Raw genomic sequence first — 14,009 nt, forward strand, 5'->3', positions numbered from 1 at the left:
TCTATGATCGAAGAGCATCGAGAACGGCTTGGATTAGTCGGGCTGACGGAACGTTGCGCGGCCTGAGCAAGCCGATCTCGCGGCACGGTGCGTTGCGCAGCGGAAGCCGGGCAACGCGCAGGTTGTCGAAGAGGGACGAACGCCAGTCGGGCATGAGCGATACGCCTAGTCCAGCTTCAACCATGACCGATATGGCTTCGAGCGAGTCGAGTTCCAGCCACTCGCGAGGAAGAATCCGCTGGGATTGAAGATAGGCATCTGCCAAGCGGCCGCCCCAATTGCTTCTGTCGTATCGGATGAATGGTTGCTCGCGAAGCAAGCGGTCGGCGGGGAAGTTCGCGAGGTCGGGCGGCGCCAGAAGGACGAACGGCTCCGACCGGATCAGTTCCCAATGTAAGGTCTTGGGTATCGGGAAGGGCGGTTTGACGAGGATTGCCGCGTCGATCTTTTCCTCCAGGACGCTGTTATAGAGTTCTGCCGACGTGCCCGGCAGCAGGAAGATGTCGACGCCCGGCGTCGTGTCGAACACCCTTCGCAACGCATTCGGAAGCAGGCCCGTCAGGGCAGTCGAGATGGCACCAAGCCTCAGTTCTCCGAATGCCTGGTCGTCGTGTGCCAGACTTTTAAGTTTCCTGACGTCCGCGAGAACGCGTCGGCTCTCCTCCAGTATCGCGATCCCAGCCTCGGTTGGCTTCACCCGTCGACCTGACCGCGCCAGAAGGGGCAGCCCGATCTCGTCTTCCAACGCCTGGATACGTTGCGCGATCGCGGCCGGCGTCACGCCCAGGCGACGCGACGCCTCAGCCAGAGAGCCGTGTTGAACGACGGCCAGGAAGGTTTCGAGAAAGCGGGTTTCCATCGATACTTTTACTATCGTCTGAAGGAATAAAAAGGAAGGTTTTTCTCTTGTTTGCGCGTTGCCATAGTGACCCGGAAACAAAGGAGGAAGAGGTGGATCTACTTTTGAACGGCAAGACGGCGCTTGTCTTCGGCGCCGGCGGTGGACTTGGCGGCGCAATCGCAAGGTCGCTTGCGGCCGAAGGCGTTTCCGTCGTCGTCGCCGACATACACGAAGAAAGCGCCAAGGCGACCGCGGATGCTATCAAGGCCGAGGGTGGCAAGGCCATTCCGCTGCTCTGGGATATTGGCGACCTGTCCCTGGTTGGTCAGAAGCTCGACGCCATAAACAATGCGTTTGGCCCGGTCGACATCCTGGTCAACAACACCGGCGGCCCGCCGCCGACGCCGGCCGCAGGCCAGTCGCCCGACGATTGGTCGAAGTACTTCGACCTCATGGTTCGGTCGGTGATCGCGGTCACCGATGCCGTTCTGCCGACGATGCGCGAGCGCAAATGGGGACGCATCATCACCTCCACGTCTTCAGGCGTCGTCGCACCGATTGCAAATCTCGGGATTTCGAACAGCCTGCGCCTGGCGCTTGTGGGCTGGTCAAAAACCTTGGCGCGCGAGGTCGGGCGCGATGGCATCACCGCAAACATCGTGTTGCCCGGACGCATCGCCACCGGGCGGATCGTGTTTCTGGACGAACAGAAGGCGAAACGCGAGAACAAGCCGGTGGCGGACGTCACCGCCGAAAGTACCGGGTCCATTCCGGTCGGGCGCTATGGCGACCCGAAGGAATACGGCGACACCGTCACCTTCCTTGCCAGCCCCCGCGCTTCCTACATCACCGGCTCCGTCATCCGTGTCGATGGCGGTCTGATCAACAGCATCTGACGAGGCGAGATCGTCATGGCACTTGAACCTCAAGTCGTTGAAACCCTGAAGGGCGTTTCCACGGCAACCCTCACGACGGTTCTCCTGAAAAAAGGACTTCGCAATGTCTGGATGCGCGGCACCAAGCCGCTGAAACCCGGCCAGGGACGAGTTGTCGGCAAGGCATTTACCCTGCGTTTCATCCCTGCGCGGGAGGACCTCGCCACGCCTGCGAGCTGGGCATCGCCGATCTCCACTCGGGCGGCGATCGAGGCGATGCCGGAGGACTGTGTCGCGGTAGTCGACGCCATGGGCATCGGCGATGCTGGCATCTTCGGAGACATCCTGTGTGCCCGTATGGCGAAACGCAACGTTGCCGGCCTCGTCACGGACGGCGTGATGCGCGACGCCGAGGGTGTGCTGGCGAGCGGCTTTAAGGTGTGGTGCAATGGCATCGCAGCACCGCCTTCCGTCGCAGGGCTGACATTTGTCGGATGGCAGGAGCCGATCAACTGCGGCGGCGTTGCCGTGCTTCCCGACGACATTGTCGTGGTCGATGACGACGGTGCAGTCCTCATCCCGGCAGCGCTTCTCGACGAGGTGCTCACTGAGGCGCCCGAACAGGAGCGCATGGAGGCCTGGATCATGAGTGAAGTCGATCGGGGCGTGCCGCTTCCCGGTCTTTACCCAATGAATGCAGAAACGAAGGCCCGGTATGAGGCCTGGAAGGACAGCCAGAAATGACGTTCAGCACGCAATCCAAGGGCGTCTACGCCATCGCAACCACGCCGTTCTTCGAGGACGGCTCGATCGATTTCAATTCGATCGACAAGCTGACGGACTTTTATCAGGAGAGCGGCTGCACCGGCGTCACGATCCTCGGGATCATGGGCGAGGCGCCGAAGCTCGAGCCGGAGGAAAGCAGAGCCATCGTCAAGCGCGTGGTCTCTCGGTCCAAAATCCCGGTGATCGTCGGCGTCTCCGCGCCTGGTTTTGCCAGCATGCGCTCGTTGGCGCGTCACGCGATGGAAATGGGTGCCGCTGGCGTGATGATCGCTCCGCCGCCCGCCTTGCGCACCGATGACCAGATCGTCAACTATTTCGCCGGCGCGGTGGAAGCTGTCGGCGAGGATGTGCCGTGGGTTCTCCAGGACTATCCGCTGACCCTCACGGTCGTCATGACGCCTGGCGTCGTTGCGAAGATCATGTCCAACCACAGGTCCTGCCTGATGCTGAAGCACGAGGACTGGCCCGGCCTTGAAAAGATATCGAAGCTGCGCGCCATGCAGAAGGCCGGAGAACTTCGCGACTTTTCGGTACTCTGCGGCAATGGCGGCATGTTCCTCGACTTCGAGCCGGAACGAGGCGCGGACGGAGCGATGACCGGCTATGGCTTCCCGGACATGCTCACCGAACTCATGGCATTGTTTGCGGCCGGAAAAAGGGATGAAGCGCACGATCTCTTCGATGCGCACCTGCCTTTGATCCGTTACGAACAACAGCTTGGCATCGGCCTTGCCGTTCGCAAGCACGTTCTGAAACGCCGCGGCGTCATCGCCTCCGACGCCCAACGCAAGCCGGCCCAGATGCTGACCCCGGCAGCGCGAACAGAAGTCGACTATCTACTTGCTCGCGTCGCAAGGCATGACAAGCGCGCTGCCCTCTAGTCAGTTCGATCTCTCTGAGCCCGTTCGTAGCTGATCAATAGCCGCGGACGGGCCTACAAAGTCATCCGTCGTATCTGCGCCTCTTCATCGCGATCTGTGCTGAGGCTCGCGAGGGTGGTACTTTGGCTCTGGCGATTGTCGAACACACCGGTTGAAGAACGAGGTTGACGATGCAGGGCCAGGAAACCTTCCTTGATAGGATTTTGCGTATCGGCGTGATCGTCGCGGTCGCGATCCTGCTTGCGGCGATCCAGTACGTGGTGTCGTCGCGGTCCCTCTATGCCGTCCTCTGAGAGAGGATCCCCAGAGTTGATGACGCGCGTGTTTGCGGTTGCCAAGTTTGTGTGGATCGTTGGAATTGCCCCGCCGTTCAACTCGTTGATCGCCAGTTGAACGGCGGGGCTCATGCTCACATCTACGCCGACGTGTAGGCCGTCTTGACGGTGGTGTAGAATTCGGCGGCGTAACGACCCTGCTCGCGCGAGCCATGGGAGGAGCCCTTGCGGCCGCCGAAGGGCACGTGGAAGTCGACGCCGGCCGTCGGCAGGTTGACCATCACCATGCCGGCCTCGGCATTGCGCTTGAAATGGGTCGCATGCTTGAGGCTGGTGGTGGCGATCCCCGACGAGAGGCCGAACGGCGTGTCGTTGGCGACGGCAAGCGCCTCGTCGTAATCCCGGACGCGAATGACCGACGCCACCGGCCCGAAGATCTCTTCGCGGGAAATGCGCATCTGATTGGTCGCCTCGGTGAACAGCGCCGGCTGCAGGTAGAAGCCGGGCGTGTCGCGCTTCAGCAGTTCGCCGCCGAAGGCGAGCTTGGCGCCTTCCTGGCTGCCGATGGCGATATAGTCGGTGTCCTGGTTGAGCTGGCTTTGATCGACCACCGGACCGATCTGCGTGCCGGCCTTCAAGGCGTCGTCAACCACGAGCCCCTTGATGCGCTCGCCCATCGCGGCAACGAAGCGATCGTGGATGCCCTCGGTGACGATGATGCGCGAGGATGCGGTGCAGCGCTGGCCGGTGGAGAAGAAAGCGGAGTTGACCGCCGCTTCGACCGCAACGGAAAGATCGGCATCGTCGAGCACGACGAAGGGGTTCTTGCCGCCCATCTCCAGCTGGTACTTGCGATTGTGCTCGACCGAGGCCATCGCCACGCGTTTTCCCGTGCCGGTCGAGCCGGTGAAGGTGATGGCGTGCACATCCGGGCTGTCGAGCATCGCCTGGCCGACGACCGAGCCCTTGCCCATGACGAGGTTCAGGACACCCTTCGGCAGGCCGGCGCGGTGGAGAATGTCGACGATCGCCCAGGAACTGCCGGGCACCAGTTCGGCCGGCTTGAAGACGACGGTGTTGCCGTAACAGAGCGCCGGCGCGATCTTCCAGGCGGGAATGGCGATCGGGAAGTTCCAGGGCGTGATGATGCCGACGACGCCGACCGGCTCGCGGGTGATCTCGACGCCGATATTCGACCGCGCCGACGGCAGCACTTCGCCGGCCAGTCGCAGGCATTCGCCGGCGAAGAAGTCGAAGATCTGGCCGGCACGCACCGTCTCGCCGATGCCTTCGGCGAGCGTCTTGCCTTCCTCGCGCGACAGCAGCCTTCCAAGTTCGTCCTTGCGGGCGAGGATCTCGTCGGCGGACTTCCTCAGGATCGCGTGGCGTTCGAGAATGCCGGAGCGCGACCAGGCCGGGAACGCCGCCTTGGCAGCGGCGATCGCGGCGCGGGCGTCGTCGGCCGACGCGCGGGCGTATTCACCGACCACGTCATTGGTGTTCGAGGGGTTAATGTTGCGGAACGTTTCGCTACTGGCGATCCATTCCCCATCGATCAGGTTTTTCTGCACCATATCTATCCTCCGCGGCGTTCAGACTTTGATCGTGTCTTCGCTTATCGGACGGGATCGCACTCGCACAAAGCACAATCTTTCGAGCCCGCCATTGCCGAAACGGCAAACCTGAATGGTCCTTGAGCGTTGCCATATCGGCAATACCAACCGCTAAAAATTGTGCTTTATGAGATGCCAAATTCCATCATCATCGATCCCATAACAAGCAAGGGGAACGATATGTCTCGTTTTATGATGAACCGCCGAGGTTTCCTTTCGAATGCGGCCGCAATGGGCGCGATCGTTGCGACCCATAGCCTTATCAATGTTTCGCCCGGTCTAGCCGCCGATTCCGCGACGATCCGAATGCAGCTCGGTTGGCTGCCTTCCAACGGGCTTCTCGGAGAACTCGTCGCCCGCAAGAAGGGTTACTACGCCGAGAAGGGCATCGAGCTCGAAATCGTGCCTGGCGGACCGAATGTCGATGGCGTGGCTGGCGTTGCCGTCGGCCAGTCGACGATTGGTCAGATCTCCTCCAGCCCGTCTGTGATGCTGGCTCGTTCGGCCGGCGCGCCGATCAAGGCATTCGCGGCCGGCTACCAGAAACATCCCTTCGCCTATTTCTCGCGCAAGGCAAACCCGATTGCCAAGCCTCAGGACATGATCGGCAAGACGATCGCGGCGATCCCGACTTCGGTTATTCTGCTTCGTGCGCTCCTCGCCAAGAACGGGATATCGGAAGACCAGGTCAAGATCGTCAACATGGGTTCGGACATGAACCAACTCGTGACCGGTCAGGCCGATGCGGTCTGTGGCTGGCTGACGAACGTCAACGCCCTGAAGGTTCTGGGTGATGACCGGGTCGACCTGACCCTTTGGGACGGCGGAATCCGGCTCTATGCCAACGTCTACTATACCACCGACGACGAACTCCAAAATCACGCGGACCAACTTGCTGCGTTCGTGTCGGGTTCGGCACGGGGATGGGGCTATGCCCGCGATCACCTGGAAGAGGCCGTCGACATCCTGCTCGAAGCCTACCCGAACCTGGACAAGGCAAGCGAACTGGAGGCCATCGGGCCGCTGATGAAATTCGTGTTCAACGAAACGACAGCTGCCGTCGGCTGGGGTGGCATGGAACGTGCAAACTGGGAGGAGCAGATCAAGACCTATGCGGATCTCGGACAGTTCACCGGCCCTGTCCCGAAAGCCGACGACGTCTACACGATGGCAATCCTGGATGCGACGGCCGATGTCCGCAAGAGCGTAGGGTAAGGCGATGCTGGAAACGCGTAGCAGACCCAACCAGGCGGCAGTCCATAGCTCCGCCGTGTCGGTGAAGAATCTTCATATCCGCTTCGGCGCAGATGATTCCGGCTTCACCGCACTCTCCGACGTCTCGGTCGAGATACCGGCCGGCTCGCTCGTGACCATGCTCGGCCCGTCCGGCTGCGGCAAGTCCACCCTGTTGCGCACGGTCGCGGATCTCGTGCACATCACCGATGGCTCCGTGTCCGTGCATGGCCAGACGCCGCGCAAGGCGCGCGAGGGCCGCGATTTCGCCTTCGTCTTCCAGGAAGCGACGCTGCTGCCGTGGCGCAATGTGATCGACAATGTGCGTCTCCCGCTGCTGGTGGGAAAACGCGAAGCGGGCGCGACCTATGCCGATCCGGAAGAATTGCTCGCCCTCGTCGGGCTGAAGGGGCGCGAAAAAGCGATGCCGCACGAATTGTCCGGCGGGCAGCGCCAACGCGTCGCGATCGCCCGTGCGCTGGTGACCCGACCCCGCATCCTGTTGATGGATGAGCCCTTCGGCGCACTCGACGAGATCACACGCGACAAGCTGAACGAAGAGCTGCTGCGTCTTTGGCAGGAAACCGGGACCACCATCCTCTTCGTTACCCATTCCATCCCCGAGGCGGTCTTTCTCGGTCAGCATGTGCTGATGCTCGCGGCCCATCCGGGCCGGGTGAAGGAGTTCATGAAGGTCGACTTGCCCTATCCGCGATCGCTCGCGATGCGTGACACGGTCGAGTTCATTCAGGTTACCGCCTATCTGCGCAAACTTTTGGGAGAATGCTGATGGCAAATGCCCTTCCATCACAGGCGGATGGCCGCGCTTTGACCGACGGCAACAGGTTCAGGGCGATCGATGCTATCGTCAGCGCCGTGCTGCGAAACCTGCCGGCAACGCTCGCGATCCTTGGCTGCATCCTGCTGTGGCAACTCGTCGTCTGGGGTTTTTCGGTGCCGGCCTTCATGGCGCCCGGGCCAGTCGACGTCATCAAGGCCTTCGGCGAAAACGCCGGCATCCTGTGGACGAACTTCTGGCCGACGCTCATGGAAGCGGTTCTCGGTTTCGTGTTCGGCAATCTCATTGCCGTTCTTCTGGCGGTGTGGTTCGTCCACAGCCCGCTCGCCGAACGCGCCTTCTATCCGATCGCCGTGATCATCAAGTCGATCCCGATCATCGCACTGGCGCCGATCCTGGTGCTGCTCGTCGGCAATGGCATTGCGCCGAAGATCATCATCGCAGGCTTGATCTGCTTCTTCCCGACTCTCGTCAACATGGTACAGGGACTGAAGTCGGCGAGCCCCGCAATGCTCGATCTGATGCGCATCCTGTCGGCCAGCAACTCCGAAATCTTCTGGAAGGTTCGGCTGCCCGGCTCGCTGCCTTTCCTTTTCGCTGCGCTGAAGATTGCGGCAACCAGCAGCGTGATGGGCGCGATCGTCGCGGAGTGGATCGGCTCCAGCTACGGCCTCGGCGCGCTGATCATCGAGGCGACCTATAATTTCCGTTCGCCTCTGCTCTATGCGACCGTGGTGATTGCGGCCTCGCTTGCCGTGGTTCTCTTCTTCGCTGTTTCGTTCGCGGAATCGAAGATCGTCCGCTGGAAACCGACGACGGACCACTGACCCCCAAACCCCTTGCTGCCGGACCTGGATATCCGGGTCCGGTCAACTGACGAAGTCACTGGCTGTGAGCTCCTCACATTTCGCCGGACGCTTCCCCTATGGAGGAATGATTATGGAAACAATCAGAGAACCCTTGCGCAATGCCAGGATCGTCGACCGCTCCGACGTGGTCGTCGTCGGCGGCGGACCGGCGGGGATCTCCGCAGCGGTTTCGGCGGCGCGCACCGGCGCCAGCGTCACGCTCCTCGAGCGCTACCCCTATGTCGGCGGCCTTGCAGCGGGCGGCATGGTTCTGGTGCTCGACGACATGGTCAACGGGCTTGAAATCACCGTGCGCGGCATCTGCATGGAGATGATCGAGCGGATGAAGACGCTCGGTCTCTGCGTCACCCCGACGGACGGCGACCGCCAGCTCGATCTTCGCGATACGCCGGAAGCCTGGCAAAGGTGGGCGCGCTGGGGCCTGTTCGACTTCCACACGCCATCCGCGCCGCATCCGATCTGCTATGCGGCCGCCTTCGATCCCGACGCGTTCAAGCGAGTCTCCTATGACATCCTTCGCGAATCCGGGGTGAAGCTCAGGACGCACAGCTGGTTCTCTTCGGCGATCGTCGAGAATGGCACGATCAAGGGCGTGGTCTGCCAGACGAAATCCGGCCGCGAAGCGATCATGGGCGATGTCGTGATCGACGCATCGGGCGACCTCGACGTTGCTGCCGATGCGGGCGCCCAGCATACCGACGGCAATTTCATCCTGACGACCGTCTCCCGCTGGGGCGGGATCGACACCGCAGCAGCAGAGCGCTTCGAATTCGAGGAACCGGAAAAGTTCAAGTTGATCGATCATGAGGCCAAGCGTCTGATCGGCGGATGCTGGTCGTTCTGGTGGTTAAAGACGCCGCTGCCGGGCGTCATCTGGCTGAACTGCCCGCACATGCCGAAGCTTTCCGGGCTCAGTGTCGAAGACCTGACCTACGCGGAACTCGAGGGCCGTGGCCGCATCGCGCGCCTGCTCGAGTTCGCGCGGGCCAACTTGCCGGGCTTCGAAAATGCCCATGTGATCGACTTCGCACCGCAGACGGGCGTGCGCCAGTCGCGATTGCTCCAGGGCGAGTACGTTGTCACCAAGGACGACGTCATGAACCGTCAGCACTTCGCCGATACGGTGTGCCGCGGCCGCGACTACTACACGCCCTACCGGGCCATGCTGCCGAAGGAAGTCGATCAGCTGATCGTCGCAGGCAGGCACTATTCCGCGACGATCCAGGCGCAGAAGTCGAGCCGCGAAATCCCGCCGTGCATGGCAATGGGCGAGGCGGCCGGCGTTGCCGCCACCGTTGCGCTCAACGCCGGCGTGAAGGTGCGGGACGCCGATGTCAGGGCAATCCAGAAGCAGCTGCGGGCCCAGGGCGCCGATCCTGGCGACGTACCATCCGAAAATGCAACCTATCTGGAGGCCGCAGAATGACATCTCTTCCCCTCGACGGTATCCGCGTCGTCGATTTCACCCAGGTCATGTTGGGCCCGTGCTGCACGCAGATGCTGGCCGACTATGGCGCCGAGGTCATCAAGGTCGAAAAGGCCAAGATCGGCGATCTCTCGCGCTGGTCGCTTGGGTCGGATCCGGACGGCCTCAACAATCCGGTCTTCTCGTCGCTCAACCGCAACAAGAAGAGCCTTGCGCTCGACCTCAAGCAGGATGAGGCGCGTGCCGCGGTGCGCGCCCTGATCGACACGGCCGACGTGGTCGTCAACAACTTTCGTCCTGACGTCATGGAGCGAATGGGCTTCGGTTATGAAGAACTCAGGAAGGCCAATCCGCGGCTGATCTACGCCGTCGGTACGGGCTTTGGCCTTGAGGGCCCCTACCGGCACAAGGGCGGACAGGACATCCTCGCGCAGGCGCTTTCCGGTGTCATGCGGCGCAAGTCGGACGCGAGCCATCCGCTGTCGATCTACGCGACGCCGCTTGCCGACTATTCGGCCGGCATGCACTTGGTTCAGGGCATTCTGCTTGCCTTGCTGCACCGTGAAAAGACCGGCCACGGCCAGCAGGTTGCGGTCAGTCTCTACAGCTCGATGCTCGCCATGCAGATGCAGGAAGGCACCACGCACATGATGCGGGAGAAGGACCTGAACTGGGGCGCTTTCCCCCTGACGGGCGTGTTCGAGACCACCGACGGCGCCATCGTCATGGTCGGCGCGTTCAAGCAGAACCCGCTGCGCGACATTTGCTCCGCCTTGGAGATCGAGGATCTGTCCCTCCTGCGGCAATTTGCCGACTTCGATGCGCAGATGCAGCGCCGGCCGGAATTGCAGCAGGTCTTCCGCGAGGCGTTCGCGAAGAACAGCAGCGCCCATTGGCTCGGCCGGCTGGAGCAGGTGGACATTCTCTGCGCGCCTGTACGCTCGCTTCCCGAAGCTCTCGATGACGAGCAGACGACGATCAACGGCATGATCCTCCACGCCGGCGAAACGAAGGCCGGTCCGATCCGGCTGGTCGGCTCGCCGATCGACATGTCCGCAGCGTCCGTGACAGTGCGCATCGCCCCGCCCAAGCTCGGCGAGCACAACGACGAGATCCTCTCTGGGCTTACCGTTCGCCGGGGAGATGCGGCATGAGCGTCGAGTTCGCCGTAAAAGACCGCGTGGCAAGCGTCACGTTGAACCGTCCTGAGCGGATGAATGCGGTGGACGCAGCAACCGAACGTGAACTGGAGGCGATCTGGCAGGAGATCGAAGCCCGCGATGACATAAGCTGCGTCGTGCTGACGGGTGCAGGCGATCGGGCATTTTGCGCCGGAGCCGATCTGAAGGGCGCCGAGACGACCGGTCTCGACTACTGGAGCGAGAGCCGGGCGAACGGTTTCGGCGGGCTCGCCTTTCGCCGCTCGCTGGATGTTCCTGTTATCGCCAGGGTCAACGGCTATGCGCTCGGCGGCGGGTTCGAGATGGTGCTCGGCTGCGATATCGTCGTCGCCTCGACGAAGGCGGCGTTCGGCTTGCCCGAGGCTCGTGTCGGGCGCCTGCCGCTTGATGGCGGCATGGTGCTTCTTCAGCGCAGGATCCCTCACAATCTCGCGATGGGCGTGTTGTTGACCGGCAGGCGGTTTTCCGCAGCCGAGATGCAGAGTTTCGGCATCGTCAACGAAGTGGCTGAGCCGGAAGAGCTTGACACTACCGTCGCACGCTGGGTGGCTGAAATCGTCGCCTGCGCGCCGCTTTCCCTCCGCGCGATCAAGCAGACCGTCAATCGCACCGGGCATCTGTCGCCGGCGGAAGCACAAGGCCTGCGCACACCCGCGCTCGTGAGGGCGCTCAAAAGCGAAGATGCGCTGGAAGGCGTCAGCGCCTTCCAGGAGAAGCGCGCGCCCGTTTGGAGGGGACGATGAGCGTGTTATAGGTCGGAGCCCAGGGGAGGGGAGGTTCCAATCGAATGCACGCCAGCATCCTGAAATATTTCGTCTCGGTCGCGCGGTCCGGGTCCATTCGCAAGGCCTCCGAGGAGCTTCACGTCGCGTCCTCGGCGGTCAGCCGGCAGATCAAAAAACTGGAGGACGAGCTCGGGATCGCCCTGTTCGAACGGCTCTCGAACGGCCTGAGGCTGACCGTCGCCGGGGAAAACGTGCTGCGCCACGCCCGGGTCACGCTCGAGAATTTCGAGCTTCTGCGCAGCGATCTCGGCGCATTGCAGGGAAAAAAGGCCGGTCGCGTGCAGATGTCCTGTCTCGACAGTCTGGCCATCCAGTTCCTGCCGGACATGGTCAACACGTTCCACAGCATCCATCCGGGCGTGAGCTTCCATATCCACACCGCCGGTCACGGCAACATCAGCAGCCTGGTTGCCGAAGGCGATGTCGACATGGGGTTGACCTTTGATCTCGCCCGTCCAGACGACACGGAGATGCTCTTTCGCGTACCGATGCCGCTGATGGCTTTCGTCGGACGGGGACATCCGTTGGCGAAGCAGCGGCAGGTCTCCCTCGCCGAATGCGCTCAGTACGACCTGCTTCTGCAACTCGATACGCAGCCGATCCGCTCGCTCATCGAAATCGAACTCTCGGTCTTCGAACGAACCGGGCGGCCCTTTGTGCTGTCGAACAGCCAGATGATGCTCAAGCCATTCATCATCTCGGGGCAGGGAGTGGCTTTCTTCACGCCGATCGGATTCCTCGCGGAAATCAAGGCGGGCGATGTCGTTCCGATACCGCTTTCCGGATCGCGCCTTCAGAACCTGCATATCGGAATTCTCGTGCAGCGACGCCGGCAGCGCACCCACGCGGCCGAAGCCGTCATCGAATTCGTTGGTGCGGAACTGCTGAGGTTCAGCGACCAGATCATGGAGGCAATCAATCCTTGAGTGCAGCATCCATTCCCGGGCGACTTCTCTTGCGTCCTGGCCACGAGGCCGCAAGGCGCGAGCCAAACCTCTTGCGGCATCTGCCTGACGGTGCCTCCTCGGCAGCGATCCCGGCCAATGCCCTGTTGATGCCGCCGCCCGTCAACGCGCATGACCACGGCTATGGCATCCGCACGCTCGATTTCGGCAACGTCGACGATGCCCTGGAAGTGTGGATCCCGGGACTTCGGCTCCGACCGCGAACCGACCCCTATTTGGAGGCGCTTGTCGCATTCTCCCGGCTGGCGCAAACGGGCGTCGGTGCGACCATGCACTGCCACAATTCGCTGAACGTCGACCGCCTCGTCGACGAGGCTGGTGCCGTCATGCGTGCAGCCCGCGACGTGGGCATAAGACTCGCGCTTTCCTGCCCGCTTCTCGACTACGATCCGTGGGCCTATGACGGCGGGCCGCAGCGATTGCGGCCGTATCTCGCTCCGGTAGACTGGGACGAACTCAGTGCCTCGATCCCCCAATATGCCCCGCCTTCGGTCCAGATTTCGGCGGCCGACGCGGTCGCCGCAGCCAACACCAACCCGCTGATCGATGTCCAGTACGGCCCGATCGGGCCGCAGTGGTGCTCCAATGCATTGCTCGAAAGCATCGCCGAGGCCTCTCACGCAACTGGTCGGCGCATTCACATGCATCTGCTCGAAAGTCCAAGGCAGAGGCTGTGGTTGGACAGGCGCTTTCCACAAGGGGTCGTCCGATACCTCGACGATATCGGCTTCCTCTCGCCCCGGCTCGCCGTTGCCCATGGCGTTCAACTGCGACCGGATGAGCTGGAGTTGCTGGCAGCAAGGGGTGTGCAGCTCGTTTCGAACCCGTCGGCAAACTTGCGACTGCGTTCAGGCGTGGCGCCGCTCGCGGGCACACCGGCAAGCGGGTCCGTTTTCGCTTTCGGCCTCGACGGGACAGGGTTTGACGACGACCAGGACCTTTGGCGCGAACTGCGCCTTGCCCATCTGTTGCACGGTGGCCGCGGCCTAGCGCGGACGTTTACGGCTGGATGCGTCTTCGATGCCGCGATCCATGTCGGCGCCACGGTTGTGAATGCGACGGCGAACGAAGATCTCGTGCTCGTGGATTACGGTGCGTTGATTGTCGACAGCCTGATAGACGATCTGGATGAGGCGGAGGTGCTGCTCACCCGAATGACGGCGGCGCACGCGAAGGGACTTTACGTCGGCGGGCAGGAGATCATGTGCGATGGGAAGCTGACCCGGGTCGATTTCGAAGGTGCCCGGGCCGAACTCCTGCAGCAGGCGCGTGCGGACCTTCCGCGGCTGAACTGCGAGCGTGAACTCGTGACCAAGCTTGCCGCGGCGACGCGGGCCTATTATTCCGGCTGGTGAGCCCAAGCGGCGAGGCCGCAAAAACATCTCGGGATACGTGAGGCGAGGGCCGAGACGGGACGGCTTTCCACCGGCCTCAAGCTTCGCCTCTCTGGGCCAGCCGTCGACCTGCGTCTGCGCAACGG

Annotated in this window: 14 protein-coding genes; 11 read left to right on the forward strand and 3 right to left on the reverse strand. The window is 62.4% G+C overall.

The genetic code is table 11. The features are described from left to right. Position 1: 1 nt before the first annotated feature. On the reverse strand, positions 2-859 hold the full coding sequence (locus V7S54_RS31890) for a LysR family transcriptional regulator (RefSeq protein ID WP_336409941.1): 858 nt from the start codon (positions 857-859) through the stop codon (positions 2-4). A gap of 92 nt (positions 860-951) precedes the next feature. Between V7S54_RS31890 and V7S54_RS31895 the strand changes: the two genes are divergently transcribed. Genes V7S54_RS31895 through V7S54_RS31905 form a run of 3 tightly spaced genes read left to right on the forward strand, consistent with a single transcriptional unit; the run spans position 952 to position 3,383 of the window. Further along, positions 952-1,737: an SDR family oxidoreductase gene (locus tag V7S54_RS31895; RefSeq protein WP_336409940.1), complete on the forward strand. Its 786-nt coding sequence runs from the start codon at positions 952-954 to the stop codon at positions 1,735-1,737. 15 nt (positions 1,738-1,752) lie between these two features. Beyond that, positions 1,753-2,460, forward strand: coding sequence for a ribonuclease activity regulator RraA (locus tag V7S54_RS31900; protein ID WP_336409939.1), 708 nt, complete (start codon positions 1,753-1,755; stop codon positions 2,458-2,460). Then, positions 2,457-3,383, forward strand: a complete 927-nt coding sequence (locus tag V7S54_RS31905) for a dihydrodipicolinate synthase family protein (RefSeq protein WP_336409938.1) — start codon at positions 2,457-2,459, stop codon at positions 3,381-3,383. The genes V7S54_RS31900 and V7S54_RS31905 overlap by 4 nt, the downstream gene beginning before the upstream one ends. A 53-nt stretch (positions 3,384-3,436) precedes the next feature. On the opposite strand, the gene V7S54_RS31910 is transcribed toward V7S54_RS31905, so the two are convergent. Beyond that, positions 3,437-3,790: a hypothetical protein gene (locus tag V7S54_RS31910; RefSeq protein ID WP_336409937.1), complete on the reverse strand. Its 354-nt coding sequence runs from the start codon at positions 3,788-3,790 to the stop codon at positions 3,437-3,439. Positions 3,791-3,798: 8 nt separating this feature from the next. After that, positions 3,799-5,232 (reverse strand): aldehyde dehydrogenase family protein, encoded by a 1,434-nt coding sequence (locus V7S54_RS31915; RefSeq protein WP_336557581.1) that lies wholly within the window; start codon positions 5,230-5,232, stop codon positions 3,799-3,801. A 219-nt stretch (positions 5,233-5,451) separates the two neighbouring features. Between V7S54_RS31915 and V7S54_RS31920 the strand changes: the two genes are divergently transcribed. From V7S54_RS31920 to V7S54_RS31955, 8 genes are all read left to right on the forward strand, one after another. Further along, positions 5,452-6,486 carry an ABC transporter substrate-binding protein gene (locus V7S54_RS31920; protein ID WP_336409878.1) on the forward strand — a complete coding sequence of 345 codons (1,035 nt, stop codon included), beginning with the start codon at positions 5,452-5,454 and terminating at the stop codon, positions 6,484-6,486. Positions 6,487-6,490: 4 nt separating this feature from the next. Beyond that, positions 6,491-7,294: an ABC transporter ATP-binding protein gene (locus V7S54_RS31925; protein WP_336409879.1), complete on the forward strand. Its 804-nt coding sequence runs from the start codon at positions 6,491-6,493 to the stop codon at positions 7,292-7,294. Then, entirely contained in the window at positions 7,294-8,130 is an 837-nt protein-coding gene (locus tag V7S54_RS31930; RefSeq protein WP_336409880.1) for an ABC transporter permease, read from the forward strand. Before V7S54_RS31925 ends, V7S54_RS31930 begins: the two co-directional genes overlap by 1 nt. A gap of 106 nt (positions 8,131-8,236) precedes the next feature. Beyond that, positions 8,237-9,598 (forward strand): FAD-dependent oxidoreductase, encoded by a 1,362-nt coding sequence (locus V7S54_RS31935; RefSeq protein WP_336409881.1) that lies wholly within the window; start codon positions 8,237-8,239, stop codon positions 9,596-9,598. Next, a complete protein-coding gene (locus V7S54_RS31940; RefSeq protein ID WP_336409882.1) occupies positions 9,595-10,752 on the forward strand; it encodes a CaiB/BaiF CoA transferase family protein in 1,158 nt (385 codons plus the stop codon). Before V7S54_RS31935 ends, V7S54_RS31940 begins: the two co-directional genes overlap by 4 nt. Beyond that, positions 10,749-11,522: an enoyl-CoA hydratase-related protein gene (locus tag V7S54_RS31945; RefSeq protein ID WP_336409883.1), complete on the forward strand. Its 774-nt coding sequence runs from the start codon at positions 10,749-10,751 to the stop codon at positions 11,520-11,522. The genes V7S54_RS31940 and V7S54_RS31945 overlap by 4 nt, the downstream gene beginning before the upstream one ends. A 44-nt stretch (positions 11,523-11,566) precedes the next feature. After that, a complete protein-coding gene (locus V7S54_RS31950; RefSeq protein ID WP_057251120.1) occupies positions 11,567-12,490 on the forward strand; it encodes a LysR family transcriptional regulator in 924 nt (307 codons plus the stop codon). Positions 12,491-12,561: 71 nt separating this feature from the next. Next, a complete protein-coding gene (locus tag V7S54_RS31955) occupies positions 12,562-13,884 on the forward strand; it encodes an amidohydrolase family protein (RefSeq protein WP_336409893.1) in 1,323 nt (440 codons plus the stop codon). The last annotated feature ends 125 nt before the right edge of the window (positions 13,885-14,009 follow it).

Source organism: Ensifer sp. CCNWLY38, from assembly GCF_037120565.1.
Taxonomy (GTDB): Bacteria; Pseudomonadota; Alphaproteobacteria; order Rhizobiales; family Rhizobiaceae; genus Ensifer; species Ensifer adhaerens_H.